This window comes from Herbaspirillum hiltneri N3 (assembly GCF_001267925.1).
Lineage (GTDB): Bacteria > Pseudomonadota > Gammaproteobacteria > Burkholderiales > Burkholderiaceae_D > Herbaspirillum > Herbaspirillum hiltneri.
Window position 1 is genome coordinate 567,560 of the sequence record NZ_CP011409.1, and the last position, 20,822, is coordinate 588,381.

10 protein-coding genes and 2 pseudogenes are annotated in these 20,822 nt (G+C 52.8%); 6 read left to right on the forward strand and 6 right to left on the reverse strand.

Annotation, left to right across the window (positions count from 1 at the left end; translation table 11 throughout):
• Positions 1-285 precede the first annotated feature (285 nt).
• Positions 286-774 carry a helix-turn-helix domain-containing protein gene (locus F506_RS22955; RefSeq protein ID WP_144423974.1) on the reverse strand — a complete coding sequence of 163 codons (489 nt, stop codon included), beginning with the start codon at positions 772-774 and terminating at the stop codon, positions 286-288.
• Positions 775-857: 83 nt separating this feature from the next.
• On the opposite strand from F506_RS22955, the pseudogene F506_RS22960 reads away from it, so the two are divergent.
• Positions 858-1,063, forward strand: a pseudogene (locus F506_RS22960) (IS3 family transposase); the annotation flags it as partial.
• 169 nt (positions 1,064-1,232) lie between these two features.
• On the opposite strand, the gene F506_RS02555 reads toward F506_RS22960, so the two are convergent.
• The 5 genes and pseudogenes from F506_RS02555 to F506_RS23830 form a co-directional block, all read right to left on the reverse strand.
• Positions 1,233-1,472: a hypothetical protein gene (locus F506_RS02555; RefSeq protein WP_053195197.1), complete on the reverse strand. Its 240-nt coding sequence runs from the start codon at positions 1,470-1,472 to the stop codon at positions 1,233-1,235.
• Between the two features lie 314 nt (positions 1,473-1,786).
• Complete coding sequence (locus F506_RS02560; protein WP_053195198.1) at positions 1,787-2,956, reverse strand: response regulator; 1,170 nt, start codon at positions 2,954-2,956, stop codon at positions 1,787-1,789.
• A 22-nt stretch (positions 2,957-2,978) separates the two neighbouring features.
• Positions 2,979-6,488, reverse strand: coding sequence for a response regulator (locus tag F506_RS02565; protein ID WP_158443111.1), 3,510 nt, complete (start codon positions 6,486-6,488; stop codon positions 2,979-2,981).
• Between the two features lie 400 nt (positions 6,489-6,888).
• Positions 6,889-9,249: a TOTE conflict system archaeo-eukaryotic primase domain-containing protein gene (locus tag F506_RS02570; RefSeq protein ID WP_053195200.1), complete on the reverse strand. Its 2,361-nt coding sequence runs from the start codon at positions 9,247-9,249 to the stop codon at positions 6,889-6,891.
• Positions 9,233-9,433 (reverse strand): annotated as a pseudogene (locus F506_RS23830) (hypothetical protein); the annotation flags it as partial. The gene F506_RS02570 and the pseudogene F506_RS23830, both read right to left, overlap by 17 nt.
• A gap of 490 nt (positions 9,434-9,923) precedes the next feature.
• On the opposite strand from F506_RS23830, the gene F506_RS02575 reads away from it, so the two are divergent.
• The 5 genes from F506_RS02575 (at position 9,924) to F506_RS02600 (ending at position 20,627) form a co-directional block, all read left to right on the forward strand.
• Complete coding sequence (locus F506_RS02575) at positions 9,924-11,849, forward strand: type I restriction-modification system subunit M (protein WP_053195201.1); 1,926 nt, start codon at positions 9,924-9,926, stop codon at positions 11,847-11,849.
• The gene (locus F506_RS02580; protein WP_053195202.1) at positions 11,846-13,201 is read left to right on the forward strand and encodes a restriction endonuclease subunit S; all 1,356 of its coding nucleotides are present in this window, start codon (positions 11,846-11,848) and stop codon (positions 13,199-13,201) included. Before F506_RS02575 ends, F506_RS02580 begins: the two co-directional genes overlap by 4 nt.
• 214 nt (positions 13,202-13,415) lie before the next feature.
• Complete coding sequence (locus tag F506_RS02590; protein WP_053195204.1) at positions 13,416-16,631, forward strand: type I restriction endonuclease subunit R; 3,216 nt, start codon at positions 13,416-13,418, stop codon at positions 16,629-16,631.
• A gap of 44 nt (positions 16,632-16,675) precedes the next feature.
• Entirely contained in the window at positions 16,676-17,503 is an 828-nt protein-coding gene (locus F506_RS02595; protein ID WP_053195205.1) for a hypothetical protein, read from the forward strand.
• Positions 17,493-20,627 carry a DEAD/DEAH box helicase gene (locus F506_RS02600; RefSeq protein ID WP_083457540.1) on the forward strand — a complete coding sequence of 1,045 codons (3,135 nt, stop codon included), beginning with the start codon at positions 17,493-17,495 and terminating at the stop codon, positions 20,625-20,627. The genes F506_RS02595 and F506_RS02600 overlap by 11 nt, the downstream gene beginning before the upstream one ends.
• Positions 20,628-20,822: the final 195 nt, after the last annotated feature.

A 20,822-nucleotide genomic window follows, 5' to 3' on the forward strand; every position in this document is an offset into this window, starting at 1 on the left:
CTGGATAGTGACTGGATTTGATAGCAACCATTATGAGTTGCTAGAATGGCGTCGCGGTAGTCGCCACGTTAGATATTCTAAAATTGAAATCTTAGTCGACTCCCAAACGAAGATTTTTCAGTCCGTTTTTGTAATTCGAGCTAAGAAAGCATGATTTGCTGACGTTCATCGCGTCACAACAGAGCGAAATGATTCATAACTTAAAAAACAAAAAAGCCCAGCAAGAGCTGAGCTTTTTTCTGGGCCACGTAGGGCATAAGGTAAAACGAAGGCCTCACAGACGAGCTAAACCCATATATTCTTTCTATCTGAGTCGATGCTCAGGGCCAGATTTCGAACATTTAGCCAGATAGATTCTGGTCGATCCATTTCTCTTGCAGCCTCTTCTGCTGCCATTACTACCAAAGGAATAGGGGCCTCATCGAGGAAATGAATGATATTCGATAGATAAAGCGCCGGTATCGTACCTGTTTTCAATATTTCACAAAGAGCGTTAGGGTCGATATCGTTCTTATAGCTAACGCTAGCATTTTTTGCTGCCATTTCCAGGCCGCGTTTTCGAGTTCTTGGTTGAACAGTCGGTAAGTCGAACACTAGCCCGACCACTGCCATTATTTGGCAAAGAGTCTGGTAGCTGATGTCTTGTAATTGACCACTTTCAAGATCATGGATATCGGAGATCGGTACTGAAGTAAGGCTGGCCAACTGCTGTTCAGTTAAATAAAGTGCTCGCCGGCGTTTTGCAATTATCGGACCTATTTGATAGAGCCACATTTTCTTTATCCAGTGAATATCAGAAATTTTTATTTCGGTTATTTTGTTCTGCACAGATGAGAACTGGTTGCGTCACCGCGGGCGGTCAACGAGTTAGCCTATCATGTTCCGCGAGTGATGCGCTGGTGGAGCAAGCGCTCTATGCTCGCCAGCCTGAAGGTAACGGCGGCCTGATCCATCATTCCGACGGGGGATCGCAATACGTCGGGATTCGTTACATTGAAGGCCTAGCCGAAATGGCATTGCGCCATCGGTTGGCAGCCGTGGCGACAGCTACGATAACGGCTTACCGAAGAATGAATCGACTCGCCACGCAAAAGAAAAAAGCCCAGCAGAAGCTGAGCTTTTTTGGGGCCACGTAGGGCATAGGTAAAACCAAGGCCTCAAGGGCATCGCCGCTAATTTACTGAATAATTCGCGCTTGGTCAAATCAATCCAGTGTTGTAACGGAGGGGCCTTCAAAGAGTCCGTAGCACAAAAATATTCCCAAGTAGATCTGCCTCTATCAGTTCACGCTTCCCACTTGGCCATTCACGCACCATAGCGTCGGGATAATTTTGGTCTCTGTACGTAATCCAGCGACCGGCCTGTAGATGTGCTCTTGCTGCCGCTCCATCGTCATGCTCAAGCAGTTTTTCAAGGTCGAGCCAGAGATCGTCTGCTGACGAAGTCGACTGATAGTTGTTTTGGCGGCTCATGTTATTTCCTTAGAATTTCCAGGTCTGCCAGAGATGGCTATGGCGTTGTGCTTTTCTACGAGTCTCCGCTAGCACATTGATAGCCTCTTCCTTGCAAGTGCATAGTTGTGTGTTGCACCAGTTTTCATACTTGTCGAAAACTAAGACTTTGCTGATCAACTTGAGTATTGGCGTTAGTTGCGCCACTCAATTGCATTTCAAAAGCACCAGACAATTGCAATTCAAACGCCCCACCTAGTTGCAAATAAGTGCACCACCCACTTTGCAGCGTGATTTGGCACCATTATGCCTGTCCCGAAACCTTGCAATTTTCCTCATGGCTTTGTATCCAGCAACCTCTCCATCAGATGCTGCTTTTGTGCCATGTCATGATCCGTATCGTGAAAGCGAACCGCGATGGCACGGAATTCATCCTGTAACTCGATGAAGGCATCCACCAGATCCGGGTCGAAGTGTTTTCCTTTGCCGTCGATAATGATCTGGATTGCCTTGTCGTGTGGCATGCCTTCCTTATAGACGCGGCGGCTGATCAACGCATCGTAGACATCTGCGACGGCCATCAGGCGCGCCGACAGGGGAATGTCTTCTCCGCTCAAGCCTTGCGGATATCCCGATCCATCCCATTTTTCCTGATGTCCGTAGGCGATCTCCTTTGCCATGGATAAAAACGGGACCGGCGTACCCAGCGCGCGCTCCGCATGCTCGATCGCATCGCGTCCCAGTGTCGTATGCGTTTTCATGATTTCAAATTCATGCGGTTCGAAACGTCCCGGCTTGAGCAGGATGCGATCGGGAATGCCGACCTTGCCGATGTCGTGCAATGGGGCGGATTTGAATAAAATGTTGATGTAACTTTCGGTGAGCACCGCGCGAAAGCGCGGATGATCCTTTAGTTTCTCTGCTAGCGTCTTGACGTAGAACTGCGTGCGGCGAATGTGATTGCCCGTTTCCTGGTCCCGGGTTTCGGCCAGCGACGCCATAGCGAGGATGGTCACATCCTGGATCGCCAAAACCTCACGCGTACGGCTTTCGACTTCTTGTTCCAGAAATTTGCTTTTGTCGCGCAAGAAGTCGGCGCTTGCCTTCAGCAGCAAATGATTTTTGACCCGCGCCAACGCGATGGGTGGACTGATGGGCTTGGTCAGATAGTCCACGGCGCCGAGTTCCAGTCCCATCTTTTCATCCGCAGGATCTGATTTGGCAGTCAGGAAAATCACGGGAATGTCACGTGTCTTCACGTCCGCTTTCAGTATGCGGCAGACCTCATAGCCATCCATCTCCGGCATCATGATGTCGAGCAAGATCAGATCGGGCGGTGCTTCGGCCTGTGCAATGCGCAAAGCCTTGGCGCCATTGTTTGCAATCTTGATCTTGTAACGGTCCTTCAGCAAATCATTCATCAGCGTGAGATTGTCTGCCGTATCGTCCACCAGAAGAATCGTCTGCTTGGTTACAAAGTTCAGTTCATCGTCTTTTGCGTTCATCAATGTCCCCTCGGGTGGCATTTCAAATGCGATATTCCTGTTCTGCAGCTTCAACGACAGTCAGGGCGACCTCAAAATCAAAATCTTCCATTTCTTTGTTAATTCGATGCCAATGCCGCGGGTAGGCGGCTTTGAAGAGTTCGGCATGGGCCTGCCACAGCTCGGCGACTTCCGCATCGCTATCCGCCAGGAGCTGCTTCAGGCGATCCGTCTGCGCGTGCAGGAGCGTTATATCGATGTTCGTCATTGATCCGGTATTTTCCGTGTCGACGCCTTCAAGGGCCGTCAGTGCGGCAATCACTGGTTCCAGCTTTCTCAGTACGTCGGCCAGCAGGTCATTGATCACCATTGAAGAAGCGTTACTCATGCAGGCCGTTTCCAGCTCGGCCGCAGCGGCCTGAACTTCCCTCGCGCCGATGTTGCCGGCGGTGCCTTTCAGTGTGTGGGCCAGCCGCGCCGGTGCGGAGGCATCCGCGTCGCGGCAGGCCGCCTCGAACATCTGTGAAAAATTGCCCTGGCCCGTGCGGAACTTGCTTAGCAGACGGCGGTACAGCGGCAGATTGTTCATGGTTGTCGCCAGACCGGCTTGTATGTCGATGCCGTCGATGCTGTCGATTACAGGAGGCATGCCCTTTTCAGGCGTCACGGTCCTGGCCGACAATGTGTGGATGCCAGGTTCCTGCGGATGTATCCAGCGCGCCAGGGTTGCAAACATGTCGCCGACATTGAGTGGCTTGGCGATGTGATCCTGCATGCCGACATCAAGCGCTCTCTGTTTGTCGCTCATCATGACATTGGCAGTCATGGCGATGATCGGCATGCCAGAAAATGAGGGATTGCCGCGCAAAACTCGTGTCGCCTCATAGCCATCCATCACCGGCATCTGGCAGTCCATCAACACACCGTCGAAGCGGGCATCCCTGGCCAGAATATCTACTGCCTGTTGCCCGTCGCCGGCGACCACCACTTCCACACCGGCATTGGACAACAGCTCGCATGCCAGCTCCTGGTTCATTTCATTGTCCTCGACCAGCAGCACGCGCGCGCCGCGCAGGTGGGCCATCGCCTCTTTATAGTGATGACCACGTTCGCTAGCGCGCGTCTCGACCAGCGTACCCTTTCCCAGCGCAAGGCCGATGGCCTCCAGCAGGGAAGAAGAGGTGACCGGCTTGGTCAGTACCGAGCTCAGTTCCACGCCCTGTTCCGCCGCGTTGAGCAGTGCGTCCTCGCGTCCGTATGCGGTCACCATAATGACCGCAGGCGTTTGCGCCAGACTGGTGGCGCGCAAGCGCTGCACCGTCGCAATGCCGTCCATGCCGGGCATCTTCCAGTCCATCAGCATCAGGTTGTAAGGCAGGGATTGCCGTTCCGCCTGCAGGACCATCTCGACGCCTTGCGCGCCGCCGGAAGCGACGTCGACTTCGAGGCCGAAGTTGCGCGCCATTGTCGACAGGATTTCACGCGCCATGGCGTTGTCGTCGACCACCAGCACCCGGATGCCCAGCAATTCGTCGGCGTGAAACATGCGGCGCGGTTTGGCGTTCTTTTGCAGGCCGAAACGCGCATGGCAATGGAACGTCGATCCCCGGCCGATTTCACTTTCGACCCAGATCCGCCCGTCCATGAGTTCCAGCAAATTCTTGGAGATGGCGAGACCAAGCCCGCTGCCGCCATATTTGCGCGTGGTCGAGGCGTCTGCCTGGCTGAAGGATTGGAACAGTTTGTCGCACTGTTCCTCGGTCATGCCGATGCCTGAATCCTTGACGGAAAAATGCAGCATGACGGAGTCGTCGTCGCCGGAAATGCGTTCGACTGCGACGACAATCTCGCCGGCATCGGTGAATTTGACGGCATTGGTGCCCAGGTTGACCAGGACCTGGCCGATTCTGAGCGGATCGCCGATCAGATCGCCGGGCACATCCGAGCGGATCTGGAACAGCAGCTCCAGGCCTTTGTCTTCCGCTTTCAGTCCAATCAGGCTGACGAGATTATCCATCACATCTTCCAGGCTGAAATCGATTTGTTCGACGGTCAGCTTGCCGGCTTCGATCTTGGAGAAATCGAGAATGTCGTTGATGATGCCGAGCAGATTTTCACCGGCGCGCTGCACTTTTTCGATGTAGTTGCGTTGACGCTTGTCGAGAGAGGTCTGCAGCGCCAGATGCGACATGCCGATGATGGCGTTCATGGGGGTGCGGATTTCATGGCTCATGTTGGCCAGGAACTCGCTCTTGGCGCGCGTGGCGGTCAGCGCCTGCTCCTTGGCCTGATGCAGTTCGTTCTCGGCATTCTTTTGCGCGGTGATGTCCAGATAGGCGCCATAGATGAACAGGATCTCTTGCGTCCGCTCATCCCGTACCGGCCGGCCATGCGCATGCAGCCAGATGACTTCGCCATCCACCGGACGTTTATAAGCATAGATCGATTCGTATTTTTCGGTCTCGCCGCTGATGGCCGCCCGATAGCGGCTATTGGTCAGCTCGGCGCAAGCCTGGTCCGGCCCCAGCGTCTTGTCGGCATCGACAACCCGCTCGAACCACTCCTTGTCCAGCCGGTACAAGCCGCCGTCCGGCTTGATTTCTTCACCTAGCAGGCGAGCGGTCCGCTCCGGCATGAAGACATGCTCGGGGTCCTTGAAATCCACCACCCATATCCCGCTCTTGGTCTGATCCAGGGCCACGTCGGTAAGGAAATTCATGCGCTTGATTTCTTCCTCAAACCGCTTGCCTTTGCGCAGCTCTGCTTGAAGCGATTGGATCGAATGCGCGATGACGCCTATTTCATTTGGATAGTGGGTATAAGGAACGGTACGCTCAAGCTCTCCGGCGGCAAGCTCCTGCAGCGCTCTGCGCAACCGTTGGCTGGGCAGCCGGACCGAGCGGCCGACCAGGACGGCGAACAGCAGACCCAAGGCCAGGCCGATGCACAGCCAGATGACCGTGAACCGTGTTTGCGATGTATAGCGATCGCCTTGCTCACTGATCCGCCGCCGCGCACTGTCTTCCTTGAGTTCGGTCAAGCGGTTCAGGGCGATATTGGCCACCAATCCATAGTTCTGGAATTCCGGATCGGCAACGATCTCGCGCGCCTGCGCGATGTTGCCTTTCTTCAGTAACTGGACTGCCCGTTCGACCCGGGCCCGGTAGACCGCGTGCGCTTTTTCAAAGTCGGCAAGATTGACTGCGTTTTCCGCCAGCACGATGCGCGGCCGCAGTTCCTTCAACGCGACATCGAGTCTGGTTTGTGCCTCGTCGACCAGGGCCAGCGCTTGTTCCCGGCTCGCAGCATCGGGCGCCAGGATGGCCTGACGCAAGGCGCGACCGCGCTGCGACAAATGGATCAGGGCATCCTTGGCGTTGGAAATGCCAAGCAGGTCGGTTTCGTAGATGTCCTCGATCAACGCGCTCTGTTCGGTCTGCATCTGGAGGTCCTTGAGACCCAAGCCCAGAATAATCAGCAATATCCCGCCAAAACCCAGCGCGAGTTTATAGCTTAGGCTGAGCTTCTCCAACGCAGTCAATATGGACTTCATTTCACCCCTCCCAAGGGGTTCCATCAGCGCTACCGGCAACGAACAGTCTGTACCCAGCCATCATTGAATTGAGCGACTCTGCCCTATACGCTTAACGAGAACCAATCTTATGTGTCGGATAACTTCGTATGCATTTTTATGTATATCAGAGAATAGCAGTTTGACGATAAATAGCGAGTATGGTGTTTTTTGGAGGTCCGCTTTTGGCGCCGATTTCTGCCGTTTCCGGTCAATTCGATAGTGGCGCAGCCGTGCAAATGGTGGGACGTTTGAAATGCAATTGAGTGGTGCAGTCAAATTCAATTGGGTGGGGCGTCTGTTTGCAACTAGGTGGGGCGTTTGAATTGCAATTACCTGGTGCATTTAGACGCAATTAGGTGGGGCAAGTGGGTGCAAATATTCAATCAACTTCTATCTTATATCCCATAGCCTTATATCCACGCTGCCGTTTCTCCCACATTCGATAGAGTTGTGGATGGTCTAGTTCAGCATAATCGTGAATCAAGATATCAGTCTTGTCTGCATGATCACGATGTAAGCGGCCCGCATACTGTTGTAGGGTTCCCGCCCAGGAGATGGGAAGCGTCAATATCAAGGTATCAAGCGGAGCGTGGTCAAATCCTTCGCCGACCAACTGGGCGCTGGCCAACAATAGGTGGGGTGTATCCGCAGGGAGTTCGGCCAACGCATTGATGACACTTTTTCGCTCCTTTGCTTTCATGCGACCATGGAGCATAAAGCAGGGGTGGGCGATATTTGTGAAATAGGTGTTTAACAAATCGAGATGTTCGGTTCGTTTGGTCAAGAGCAATACTTTTCTCCCCTCACTGAGGGCGCTAATTGCATCGGCCGCAATCCGTGTATTTCGGTCCCTATCCTCTGCCAGGAGCCTGATGACTTCTTGGATGCTGGCATGTGGCGGAATCGTCGACGATGATAGATGATGAACTCGAACCGTCAACTGTTCTGGGACATGCGCCGGTCGCTGCGCGACATGTCTTACGGGGCCGCACTGCATGAATATGATAGGGTGATGGCCGTTACTTCGAATTGGTGTTGCGCTGAGGCCAAGCACATAATGCGAGTTGGCTTGTTTCAAAACACCTTCGAAAGTTTGAGCTGATAAATGGTGAGCTTCATCGATGATGATCTGCCCATATTGACCGAGTAATTCTTGCAGATCTTCGCGACGTGCCAAGCTTTGGATAACCGCAATGTCTAGCAATCCGGTTGCTTTCTTCTTACCCGCACCGATCAAACCGATTTTTTGTTCATCGAGTAGGACAAAAGTTCCAAGGCGCTCTTGCCATTGCCGCATGAGATCCGCACGATGAACGATCACCAGTGTGCTGACCTGCCTGCGTGCGATGATCGCAGCTGCAGTTACTGTTTTTCCGAATGCAGTCGGCGCTATCAACATTCCAAAATCATGGGGCAGAATAGCCTCCAATGCTTCCTGCTGATCTGGCCGTAGCACACCTTGAAATGAAGCCTTCAAGACGGAGCCCTTAGAGCGCACATCTTCCAGCCGCAAGTCGATTTTGTTAGCAGTAAGTAGTGCTCTGACATCGCCCAGGCAGCCGCGTGGTAACGCCATGTGCTTTGGATGATTTTCGGCACGACCGATGACACGCGGTTTATCCCAAGTGGACATACGCATGGCCTGTGCTTTGTAAAAATCTGGATTCGGGAAGGCGGCTAAGCGGACTAAGCGATTCATCAGTGATTGCGGTAGCCCCGCTTTTTCGATGAATATCTGGCCAGCAATCGTGGCTATTACGGCTTTTGGCATAGTGCCCGTAAGCTTGATATTCGGCTTGGCAGGTGCTATCCATGGGGTGTCCGCGTTTTCGTCTTCCACTTCGGCATAGGCGATATCCAACGGATGTCGGTCTCCGACCAATTTGTGAAGTACCGCATCAATATAAGCTTGCGGCAGCGGCTTGATACTTTCTAAGAATCCCCATTGATCGGGCAATGGCTGTAAGTTTCCATCAACAAAAACACTACGGCCAAGGTCGCGAGGATGCTTTTGCAATGGTAGCGCGATCAGATTGCCGAAGCCGCCCTTTGGCATGGTGTCCTGATTGGGAAATAGTCGGTCATACGACTCCAACTTCAGTTGTCGAGTACGAGCACAGGTTGCACTGATCAATGCGGTGCCGAGTCGCCTAGCATCTCGCGCTGGAGTCGGATTCGCAAAAAATAGCCACAAATGAGCCCCTTCGCCAGATCGCGAAATTTCGAGCGCTGCCGGCAAGTTGTTTTCTATGCAGGTTTGCAATACGGCCTTGGCGTCTTCGCGCCAATCTGCGTCATCGAAATCGATAGCCAGAAAATGACAGCGATCATCAGCAAGTAGAGGGTAAACGCCGGCAGTAATTTTCCCTTTGAGGTGGCTGGAAATGACCTCGTTGGTTACCGGTGCGAATAGGCTTTTCGTGCATTCGCTGCATTTGATGACCGGTTTTTGGCAGACGCCATGACGCCATTCGTTGGCACAGACCGGAGAATATCCAGGCTTACCTGTCTTTTTGCTTTCCCAGCGGATAGGGTAGACATCGTCTCTGCCCTGAAAAAGACGTCGGAAAAGCTTGATCTTCGCTTCAGGAGATAACAGGCTCGGGACGGTTGACTGGGTGTTGTTAGTTGGGTGAAGTGTATTTAGCTGCGGAATTGAAATTCCGTGCTTGACTATGAGTGCTCGGAGCATCTCGTTTTCAGCGCGCAATCGAAAGAGTTCACTATCGACCTTTGACATACTTTGCTCGTTTTATGAGTGCCAATGAAATGCATAGTTTGAATCGCCCCGGCACTAGCACTTTCCAGCCGGTTAAATACTGCTGTTCGAACTGTACCGGAGAAACGTTGACGCGATAGGAATGGCGACGTTTCGGGTTGTAGAGCATCTCGATGCAGCTCAACACTATATGGTACAAAATGTTGAGAGAATCGCATCTTCAGGAGGTTTTTCCGCGACCGCGCTAGTGTTAGTGGTTATCAAATTGCTATTTGACAAGCAATTACCGACTTGGTCATTTTTATCGTTCACCGTACACCAGTGAAGTTAAAAAAAGTTCGCGTAAAGTTGCATTCTGGCATTTACACCTCAGCCGCCGTGCGTTATTTTCTTTGCAACGTAATGTGAGCGCGCAGCCCTTTGCCGATCCTAAAGCCGCACAGGCTAATCCTCCCAGAACAGTAGTCAAGGAAGATTTTTTGCGCATCTATAGGAGCCTAGAAGCGGAGGCTTGCCGGCGTGCTCTGATTCTTGACACAAGAATATTGCAACCAGGGCTATCCAGTCGGGTAAAGGAGAGGTTGGGGCTTCTCCTTTGAGCTTAGATTGGGATAAAAGCCGCATCGCTAAACGAATTTCAGGTAGTGCCCGACACTACCTGTGATTAAAACAACTATCAGGTGGGAAGTAGATTCATGAATCAGCAGAACCTAGCAGCAGAAATCTGGAATGTAGCAGACACCCTGCGGGGGGATTTTAAGCAGTCCGAGTTTGGCCGTGTCATCTTGCCGTTTGCTGTATTGCGTCGCCTTGAATGTGTGCTGGAACCTACCAAGAAGGATGTTCTGGCCCAGTACGAGTCAGTCAAGGGCTCAAGTATCGACCTCGACTTGTTGCTGCCAGCGGAGGCAGGAGCAACCTTCTATAACGTCTCTCAATTCACACTGGCCACGCTGGGCTCAACCAGTACCCGCGCCAACCTTGAAGACTATGTGTCGAAGTTCTCTGCGAATGCTCGTCAGGTTTTCGAGCACTTCGAATTTGCCAAATGGTTGGAGAAGCTCGAGAAGGCCAACTTGCTGTTCCTGGTCGCCCAGAAATTTTCGACTATCAACCTGCATCCCTCCGCTATCTCCAACCACGAGATGGGTCTGGTATTCGAGCACTTGATTCGCAAGTTTGCCGAGTCGGCCAATGATACGGCGGGTGAGTTCTTCACGCCGCGTGATGTGGTGCGCCTGGCCACTACGCTTGTCTTCTCCACAGACCACGATGCGCTTACTGGCGAAGGCGTTATCCGTACCGCCTATGACTGTGCGGCGGGCACCGGCGGCTTCTTGTCGACTGCAATGGAGCAGGTAAAGGAGTGGAATCCGAACGCCAAAATCATTCCCTACGCCCAGGAGCTGAATCCCGAGACATACGCCATCTGCGTGGCCGACAAGCTGATTCAAGGCTACGACACGAAGAATATCAAGCTGGGCAACACCCTCAGTAACGACCAGCTGCGTAATGAAAGGTTTGACTATTGCCTGGCCAACCCACCCTTCGGCGTGAAGTGGGAGAAGGTTCAGAAGGACGTCCAAGCGGAGCACGTCAACGATGGCTATGGTGGGCGCTTTGGCCCAGGACTGCCGCGTGTTGGTGATGGTTCGTTGCTGTTCCTGATGCATTTGCTGTCTAAGCGCAAGCCCGTCGATGCCAATAGTAACGGCACCCGTATAGGTATTGTGCTGTCCGGTAGTCCTCTATTCAACGGTGGCGCAGGTTCTGGTGAGAGCGAAATCCGTCGCTGGATTCTGGAGAACGATTGGCTCGAGGCCATCGTGGCTCTGCCGAACGACCTGTTCTACAACACGGGCATCGGTACATACATCTGGGTCCTAAGCAACAACAAGGCTGCTGACCGTAAGAATCTGGTTCAACTGATTGACGCCACTGGCATGCACTCCCCGATGCAGAAGTCGCTGGGCAGCAAGCGTAAGCGCTTGTCCGATGACCAGATTGACGACATTGCACGTATCCAGGCTGCAGTGACAGATGACGGCGTGAGCAAGCTGTTTAAGACTACCGACTTTGGCTATCGCCGTATCACGGTAGAGCGTCCTCTGCGCATTCGTTTTGAGGCGACCGATGCCCGTATCGCCGCCTTCAATGAAGCCACAAGCGACACTTACGCCGAGGCTCTAACGAAGGTGAGTGGAGACTTCGATAGCGTCGATGCCTTGCTCAAGGCTGCGGGTATCAAAAAGATGACCAAGGCCCACCTCAAGGAGCTGATGTCGAACGTCGGAATCAAGGACCCGGACGCTCAGCCCATGAAGGATGAGAAGGGCAACCTGATGGCGGACCCGGACCTTCGCGAGAACGAGAACGTTCCTCTAGGTCAGGATATCCACGAGTACTTCGCCAAGGAAGTGCTCCCGCACGTACCTGATGCCTGGATTGATGAATCAAAGAAAGACGAGAAGGACGGAAAAATCGGCATCGTCGGCTATGAAATCAACTTCAACCGGTACTTCTATCAGTACCAGCCGCCGCGTGCTCTGAGTGCTATCGACGCGGACTTGAAGGCTATCGAGGCAGAGATTGCCGACTTGCTGGGTGAGGTGACTGAATGAGCCACTACAAATCGTACCCGGAATACAAATATTCAGGTGTTGAATGGCTGGGACAGGTGCCTGAGCATTGGGAAGTTAGTCCCATGAAGTGGGCGATTGCACGCAACGATGGTGGAGTCTGGGGTGATGACCCAAGTGGAGAGTCCGACACCCTTGTCTTGCGTTCTACTGAGCAAACTGTTGATGGTAATTGGCGGATTGAGGAGCCGGCGTACAGAGCCCTGTCGGCGGCAGATAAGGAGTTTGCCCTTTTAAAGGCGGGCGACCTGCTTGTTACTAAATCAAGCGGGAGTGCGCTGCATATAGGAAAGACAACGCTGGTTACGCCTGAAATTGAGGAAATGCAATGCTGCTACTCAAATTTCATGCAACGCATTCGTACCACGGACGACATTCGACCGAAACTTGCTTGGTACCTCATGAATAATGGTTTGGTTCGTGAGCAATTTGATTATCTCTCGAATACCACAACTGGGTTGGCTAACCTAAACGGAACAATGATTGGTTCTGTTCATATTGCTATTCCCCCTGACGAGGAACAAAAAGCTATCCTAGCGGCGTTGGACCGCGAAACCGCCCGCATCGACGCCCTCGTCGAGAAGAAGACTCGCTTCATCGAGCTCCTGTGCGAGAAGCGCCAAGCTCTCATCACCCATGCTGTGACCAAAGGTCTTGACCCCAATGTCAAGATGAAGGACTCAGGCGTGGAGTGGCTGGGGGAGGTGCCGGAGCATTGGACTGTTCGGCGACTGAAGTTTATTGCGCGAGTTCAAACTGGGGTGGCTAAAGGCAAAGATGTAAGTGGCAAGGAAACAGTCGAAGTTCAGTATCTTCGAGTTGCGAATGTTCAGGACGGGTATCTTGACTTGGATGAGATCGCAACAATTCAAATCGATAAAGAAGACCTTGAGCGATACCTTCTGCAGCCTGGGGATGTATTGATGAACGAGGGCGGAGACTTCGATAAGCTGGGACGTGGCCACATTTGGAGTGGTGAATTATCACCATGCATTCATCAGAACCATGTATTCGCCGTAAGACCGCACGGTGTTAGCTCGGCTTGGTTAAATGCATTCACCAGTTCCACCGCAGCACAGTTTTATTTCATGGGGAAATCAAAGCAAAGTACCAACCTCGCATCCATTTCATCTTCTAACCTGATGGAGTTATCTGTTACCGTGCCTCCTGACGAGGAGCAACGGCGGGTACTCGCTCAGATGAAATTGGGTGTGGAGAAGCTTGATAAGTTAATTGGTAGGACAGAGCGTAGCGTCGAACTTCTCAAAGAACGCCGTTCTGCACTCATCACTGCTGCGGTAACGGGGCAGATTGACTTGCGAGAGGCTGTATGAGCAAGGGCCGTACACTGAAGCTGTATCAAGTAGACCGCTCCCTCTCTGGGCTGATTTTCGCTGACATCATGACCTGCCCTGGTCATGTCATCCCCGCGCATCGGGCGTGGCTTCCGTACCTGCTCAAGCAACTAGAGACCCAGCGCACTGGGTTCTCTTTCCAGGCCGGGCCAAACAACTAACCAAAAAACAAACGAAAAACAGGGAGGCCCGCGTGAGCCTGATTCACCACGAATGCGAACTTGAGCGACATATCGTTGAACAACTGGAAGCCAGTGGTTGGAAAATCGGGGAGCCGGCTGCCTATGATAAGGCGCGGGCGCTCTATCCAGAGGATGTCGTCACCTGGCTAAAGTCGAGCCAGGAAACCGCCTGGAAAAAGCTTGAAAGCCTGAATGGTGCTAACACTGAGAGAACTGTTCTCGACCGCCTAGTGAAGGTGCTGGAGGCTAAGGACGGTGGCACCGTGGTGGTGTTGCGCGATGGTTTCCAGCTGGCCGGTGCAGGCACGCTCAAGATGAGCGAGAGCCTACCTGAAGACGATCGCAATGAAACCGTTGCCCAGCGCTATGCCTGCAACATTCTGCGAGTGGTTCCCCAGGTGCACTATTCGCTCGACAACGAAAACGCCATTGACTTGGTGTTCTTCATCAATGGGCTTCCTGTGGCCACTGTGGAGCTCAAGACCGACTTCACGCAGTCCGTTTTTGCTGCCATCAAGCAATACAAGGAAGACCGCGAGCCCAAGAGCAAATCCACGGGCCGCGCAGAGCCCTTGTTGACGTTCAAGCGTGGTGCGGTAGTGCATTTCGCGATGAGCGACAGCCTCATCTACATGACTACCAAACTGGCTGGCGACTCCACTTTCTTCCTGCCCTTCAACCGTGGCGACGACGGCCGTGCGGGCAATCCTCCTGGTGAGACTGGGCCAGACGGTCAGCCTACTTATCCGGTCAGCTATTTCTGGACGCATGTACTCCAGAAAGATAACTGGCTGCGCATCTTCCACCGCTTTGTTCTCCTTGAGAAGAAGGAGGGCAAGGACGCGAAGGGTAACACGTCTATCAAGGAAAACATCATCTTCCCGCGTTTCCACCAGTGGGAAGCTGTGACGAAGATGATGTCTGCTGTGCGCGCTGAGGGCGTTGGTCAGCCATACTGCATTCAGCATAGTGCTGGCTCTGGCAAGACCAACACCATCGCGTGGACATCGCACGCCCTCATTCGCCTGCGTCATCCAGACGGTGAGCCGTACTTCCACAGCGTGATTGTGGTCACCGACCGTACAGTGCTGGACAAGCAGCTACAGGATGCCATTACCCAGATTGAGCACCAATCGGGTGTAGTCAAAGCAGTCGACCGTGAGACCTCCAGCTTATCCAAGAGTCAGCAGTTGGCCAAGGCCATGCTGGATGGCGTACCTATCATCGTATGCACGGTGCAGACTTTCCCCTATGCGCAAGAGGCCATCCTCAAGGAACAAAGCTTGCGTAACCGCCGTTTCGCCGTGGTTATCGACGAGGCACACAGCAGCACCGGCGGTAGCACAGCCGATGACTTGCGCTTCGTGTTGACTGGCCAAAGTGAGGAGGAATGGGACAAGCTCAGTAAAGAAGAGAAGCTTGCTTTCTGGCAGTCATCTCGTCAGCGTCCCAGTAACGCCAGTTACTTCGCCTTCACGGCGACGCCGAAACACTCGACCTTGATGCTTTTTGGTCGACCCAAGGTCCAAGGTCAGCCAGTATCCAAAGAGAATCCGCCGGTGCCGTTCCATCTGTACACGATGCAACAGGCCATCGACGAGGGGTTCATTCTTGATGTTCTCAAGAATTACACCTCCTACAAGGTTGCGTATCGCTTGGGTTCGGAGATGGCAAAGGCCGCTCACGAGCGTGTGGATGAAAAATCCGGAAGGCGTTCTTTGGCGAAGTGGATGTCTCTGCACCCAACTAATGTGGGGCAGAAGGTTCAGCTTATTGTTGAACACTTCCGTGCCAACGTGGCCCGTCTACTGAATGGGCAGGCCAAAGCCATGGTGGTAACCGGTTCCCGCGCCTCCGCAGTGGCTTATGCCCGTGCGTTCAAGTCTTTTTGTGAGACCCAGGGTTATGCGAACTTACACGCAATGGTTGCTTTCAGCGGCGACGTCGCTAACAAAGACAAACAGACCGATGTATTGATTGACGACCAGTTGGATGCAGGCTACCAGTTCAACGAAGTGAATATGAATCCTGACCTTCGTGGTCGGGATATGCGTAAGGCTTTCGATACCTCAGAATTCCAAGTGATGATTGTCGCGAACAAGTTCCAGACGGGCTTCGACCAGCCCAAGCTGGTAGCGATGTACGTGGACAAGAAAATCTCGGGTGTTGAGGCTGTCCAAACTTTATCGCGTTTGAATCGGACCTATCCGGGCAAAGACAAAACATACGTCATCGATTTTGTGAATGAGCCGGATGAAATACTGGCGGCATTTAAGAAGTACTACCGTGACGCCCAGGTTTCTGACGTCCAAGACTTCAACGTTGTTTATGACTTGAAGCAAAAGCTGGACTCTGCACACATCTATGAGCCCAACGAGGTTGCGCGCTTCGCCGAAGCTATCGTGGATAAAAATGTCACCCACGAGAAGCTATTCACCCTAACCCAGCCTGCTACTGACCGCTTCAACAAGAAGCTCGATGAGTTGACGAAGGCGATTGACCATTGGGAAAAGGTTTGGGAGAAAGCCGATAAGGACGGCAACGAGGTTGGGAAAAAAGAAGCTGACGCCTACCGGGCGGAGGCTTCGACGGAGCGAGATGAGCTCATCGTATTCAGCTCGAGCCTGGCTAAGTTCGTCCGCAACTACGAGTACATCGCGCAGCTCATTGATTTTGGTGACCCTGAGTTGGAGGCATTTGCTGGATTTGCCCGTTTGCTGCGTAAGCGATTGCGCGGAGTTGGCGCGGACCAGATTGACCTCGAAGGGTTGAAACTGACGCATTTCCGTATCAGGAAGGGTGGGGACCTGGAAGGCGTTGGGCCTGAGGGCGAAACGCCTACGCTGGACCCGATTACCGATAACGGGATGCGAGAGGGGCGTGACACGCAGAAGGCCTACCTTGAAGACTTGGTCGAGAAGCTTAACAACGCCTTCGGTAAGGACGTGAGTGAGAAAGACAAAGTCGCGCTGGCAGTCCACGTTTCCGAATGCCTCAGGGACGATAAGCAGGTGATGGCGCAGGTTGAGAACAACACCAAGGAGGAGGCAATGAAGGCCAATCTTCCGCAGGCGGCTGTTCAAATCATCGTGCAAGCCATGCAGAGTCACCAGGCAATGGCGACCAAGCTGTTGAGCGATGAGGCAACTCGTGGACTGTTCCTGGATGTGGTCTATGACCTTCTCAAGAAAGATAGCGGCGGTGACTTGATTCGTGCTGTTCGTTAGAGATAAACATATCCTATCAACTAGTTTTGAATAGCGAAGCATACATGGTGCGTTCTTTGTCTCCTAAGCCCGAATACCTCCAAAACTTCAAGCAAATAGGTACTTTGAGTTTAGGTAGTGGTGAAAAATGCGACGTTTGGGAGCTCGCTATCGCTGCTGATGCGGCTTGTCTAAGTGAATGGGCTAAAAGATTTCGTCAGACGTACTGCTCCGATGAGGACCTTGACATCCTGCGAGAGGGGACAGGAAAGTCGCGAGCTGAGTATCTATTGGAATTGGTCTTCCCCGACAAGAGCGAGAAACCTGGCCCCGCCGTCCGCTCTGGAGATTTTGCGGAATTACTTGTAGCGGACTACGTCGAGTTTGTCCTTGGCTACTGGGTTCCACGTGGCAAATATGCGGAGAAGGGGAGTCGAGACGAGTCCGTCAAAGGTGTAGATATTATCGGTTTTCAGTGCGATGACCCAGAGCAACCGAAGCCGACCGACGAGATGTTGACCTTCGAGGCGAAAGCTCAACTTGGCGGTGGCAAGTATAAGGACCGTCTGCAAGTTGCTGTCGATGACTCAGGCAAAGACTATCTCCGAGCTGGCGAGACGTTGGCTGCGATGAAACGGCGTATGCATATGGCTGGCGAAAATATTTCCATGCGGGTGGTTCAGCGATTTCAAAACGCTGTTGACCGTCCCTACCGACTGCTGTCAGGCGCTGCCGCCATTCTTTCCGACGAGGCGTTCGACCCAGGGGCTATCAGCGGAACTAATGTCGCCAAACACAACAACGCTGCCAACTTAAAGCTAATTTCCATTAAGGGGAACGCCCTAATGACCCTTGCTCACACCTTGTACCAGCGAGCCGCCGATGAAGCCTGAAATTAATAGCCGTCGGTACTTTGGCATTACGCGGTCGAAAGGAAAGATGTATGAGTTGGGATTGCCGGAAGAGTCCCATATTGCTGTGCCAGATGGGGTTGAACCTGCTGCCTTATTTCCTTTGGCCATAGGGACGCTGATGGACGCTGCTGCAGCGCTGAATGATGCTGTAGACGTCGAGAGCGGCCTAGGGCAGGACCTACGGGACGAAATTGGCTTTGCAGCCAGCTTCTTCGACGCCTACCTAGATTCTCGATTTGATACTAACGTATCTCGAGAAGTCACGCTGCTCGCATCTGCTAGCTATTTTTTGGGTCAGCGTCCGGGAAGCAGCCTGGTGCTTTCCCGGCGGCTTTTGGCCGAAGGTGTCAATGCAGTTGAGCACCTGACGATGTGGGTATTGCAAGCTGACTGGCGTCGTCCTCCTAATTTGGCTGAGCATTGGCTCACGGAGCTTCTGTACGAGTTATCCTTTCGGCTAATGGGTCACTTCAACGACGGCGCTTCGCCCGAGCTTGTACTTGAATTATTGAATAAAATTCGTCGATTGACCTATGCCAGCGGCACTTCCCGGGAAGTTCTTTTAGCCGAAGTTACTGCTGCGGTGATTAAGCTGCGCATGGCTGGTTCTGCTTGGACGTTGTTGCCGGACTTCAGTGGCTTGGACAGTTCTGCTTGGGCGGAGGCAATCCGTCGCCCTGGCTTCCCAAAGGAACTGTGGCCTTCCCAGAAGCTGCTCGGAAGAGCTGAGCTGTTCGCTGGTAAGTCAGGGTTAGTCCAAATGCCTACTAGCGCAGGCAAAACACGCTCCGTCGAAATCATACTTCGAAGTGCTTTCTTGAGCGACCGGACGCGAGTTGCCGTACTCGTAGCACCGTTTCGTGCGTTGTGCCACGAGATTGCTACTTCGCTTCGTCATGCGTTCAAGGGTGAGGACGTCAAGGTGAATGAGCTTTCTGACGCCCTACAACTAGATTTTTCCGAGCAGTTGGCCGAATTGTTTGGCCAGGCAGCCCCAACAACCCGACACCTAATGGTATTGACACCGGAGAAGTTTTTGTATGTGCTCAGGCAAGAGCCGTCTTTGGTTGCTCATATTGGATTGGTAGTTTATGACGAGGGCCACCAGTTCGATACTGGTCCACGTGGCATTACCTATGAGCTTCTATTGACCGAAATTAAGGGGTTGCTTCAAGAATCGGCACAGACCGTTCTTATATCCGCTGTCATCAGGAACGCGCAGGCAGTCGGGACTTGGTTAATTGGTAATGAACCAAATGTGGTGGACGGAAGCGGGCTGCTATCTACTGCTCGCTCAGTCGCATTTGCGACTTGGAGCGAGCGCCTCGGTCAATTATTGTTCTTTGAATCAGATAACTATATGCATCCGGACTATTTCGTTCCCAGGAGTATTGAGGCCGAAGAGCTGGAATCGCGTCCGAGAGAACGTACGAAACGAGTATTTCCACAAAAGGGAACTGATGCGTGGAAAGACGTTTCGCTTTACCTGGGTATTCGCTTGGCACCTAGTGGTGCCGTAGCCGTGTTCTGCGGTAGAAAGGATACTGCGAGTGGCTTGGCCGAACGTGCGGTTGAAATTTACGAACGAGGTTTCAAGCTCCCAGCGCCTGCTTTGGCGTCAGATGCTAGTGAAACTCAACGTTTAACTCATTTAGCAACGCAAAACTTTGGCCCGGACTCTATGGTAGCTAAGGCTGCAGCGCTTGGCGTTTTTGTCCACCATGGAACTACGCCACAAGGATTGCGGTTGTCGATTGAGCACGCGATGCAGAGCGAGCTAATCAAGCTCGTGATTTGTACTTCGACCCTGGCGCAAGGTGTCAATTTGCCGATTCGGTATCTCATCGTATCAGGCGTAAATCAAGGTGCTGAACGAATCAAGACACGGGACTTCCAGAACCTGATTGGTCGTGCCGGTCGAGCAGGCATGCATACAGAAGGACTTGTCCTTTTTGCTGACCCAAAGGTCATCGACAATAAAGGGGAGCGGTGGCGTCTGGAGGCGGCTGTCGGATTATTGAAGGCAGAGAATTCCGAAGAGACGTCTAGCTCGCTCCTCAACTTGCTGGCACCCATCGAGGCCCCCGATGGCAATAACGTCCTACCAATCTCCACAGAAAATATGCTGCAGGCCTATTTTAAACGAGGCAACGAATTGCAGGCCTGGGCCGCTGAGATTGCTGAAGCAAATAAGCAACTTGGATTTAACTACCGTTCGTTGATAAAGGAGATTTCGAGTAGGCAGCGGCAGCTATCTGCTCTAGAAAGCTACTTGATGGCTAATCGTGGTGTCGATAGCTTCGAAATCATGTTGTCCAAAGTACGCGACCTAGCGGCCTCGACGCTTGCCTACTCTCTAGCGGATGCGGCTGCGCGAGAGTCTCTTATGCGACTTTTTGAGCTGTCTGCTACATATATAGAAGAGTTAGTTCCTGATACAGCTGAACAGGCGACCTACGCAAAGACTCTGTTAAGCGCCTTTGATGGGAGAAAGGTAGAGGCATGGGTTCAGGAGCATGAGGCCACGCTGAGAGCCCTTCAGACATCTGACGCCTGGCTGGAAGCAGTATGGCCGCTTTTAAACTCGTTGGTCGACGATACGCTATTGACCGGAATGGAGCCAGCCGGCATATCAATACAGCTTGCTCGGGAATGGATGCGGGGAGCCTCCTATCGCGAGCTAATCACCTTGGCGCAAGATGTCAAAGCCTCCAAACCGTGGGGAGAATCTAAGCGGCGAAAACTCAACGAAGCTGACGTGCTCCAGTACTTGGAGGGCTGTCTTGGTTTTGACTGTCCGCTGGTTGCCGCCGCTATTGGTCAGTTTCTTTTTGGAATTGCAGGACTCGATAGCCAAGAGGCTGGCCCCTTGAATGAGTTTCAGAAGTCTCTGGCCTACGGCTTACCGAACAAACTTGCCGTGTCAGCTTATGAGGCCGGTATGGCCGACAGATGTATTGCGCAGAATATTGCACTAGAGCTTTTTTTGGATGGATATGACGGATTTAGTTTCCGCGCTGCGTTGCCCGAGTACCGTGATTTAGTCGCAGCTGTGCTGGAAGACTATCCGTCTTACTTTGGCACAGTGCTTGAGAGCATTTAGTTTACAGCGCTCGACGGATTCTTCTTCTGTTTCCCGATTGTCAAACTCAAGCCTCGTCTTTACTGCGTTCGCTCCCGGGCGGCGAAATAGAGCCATATTACCGGACTTTGCAATCAAGCGATGATTGGCGTGGTGAACCCTGGGGTGGGCCGTCGTCCATTCATCTTTGGAGTCGGCTCGACAAGAAGATCACCT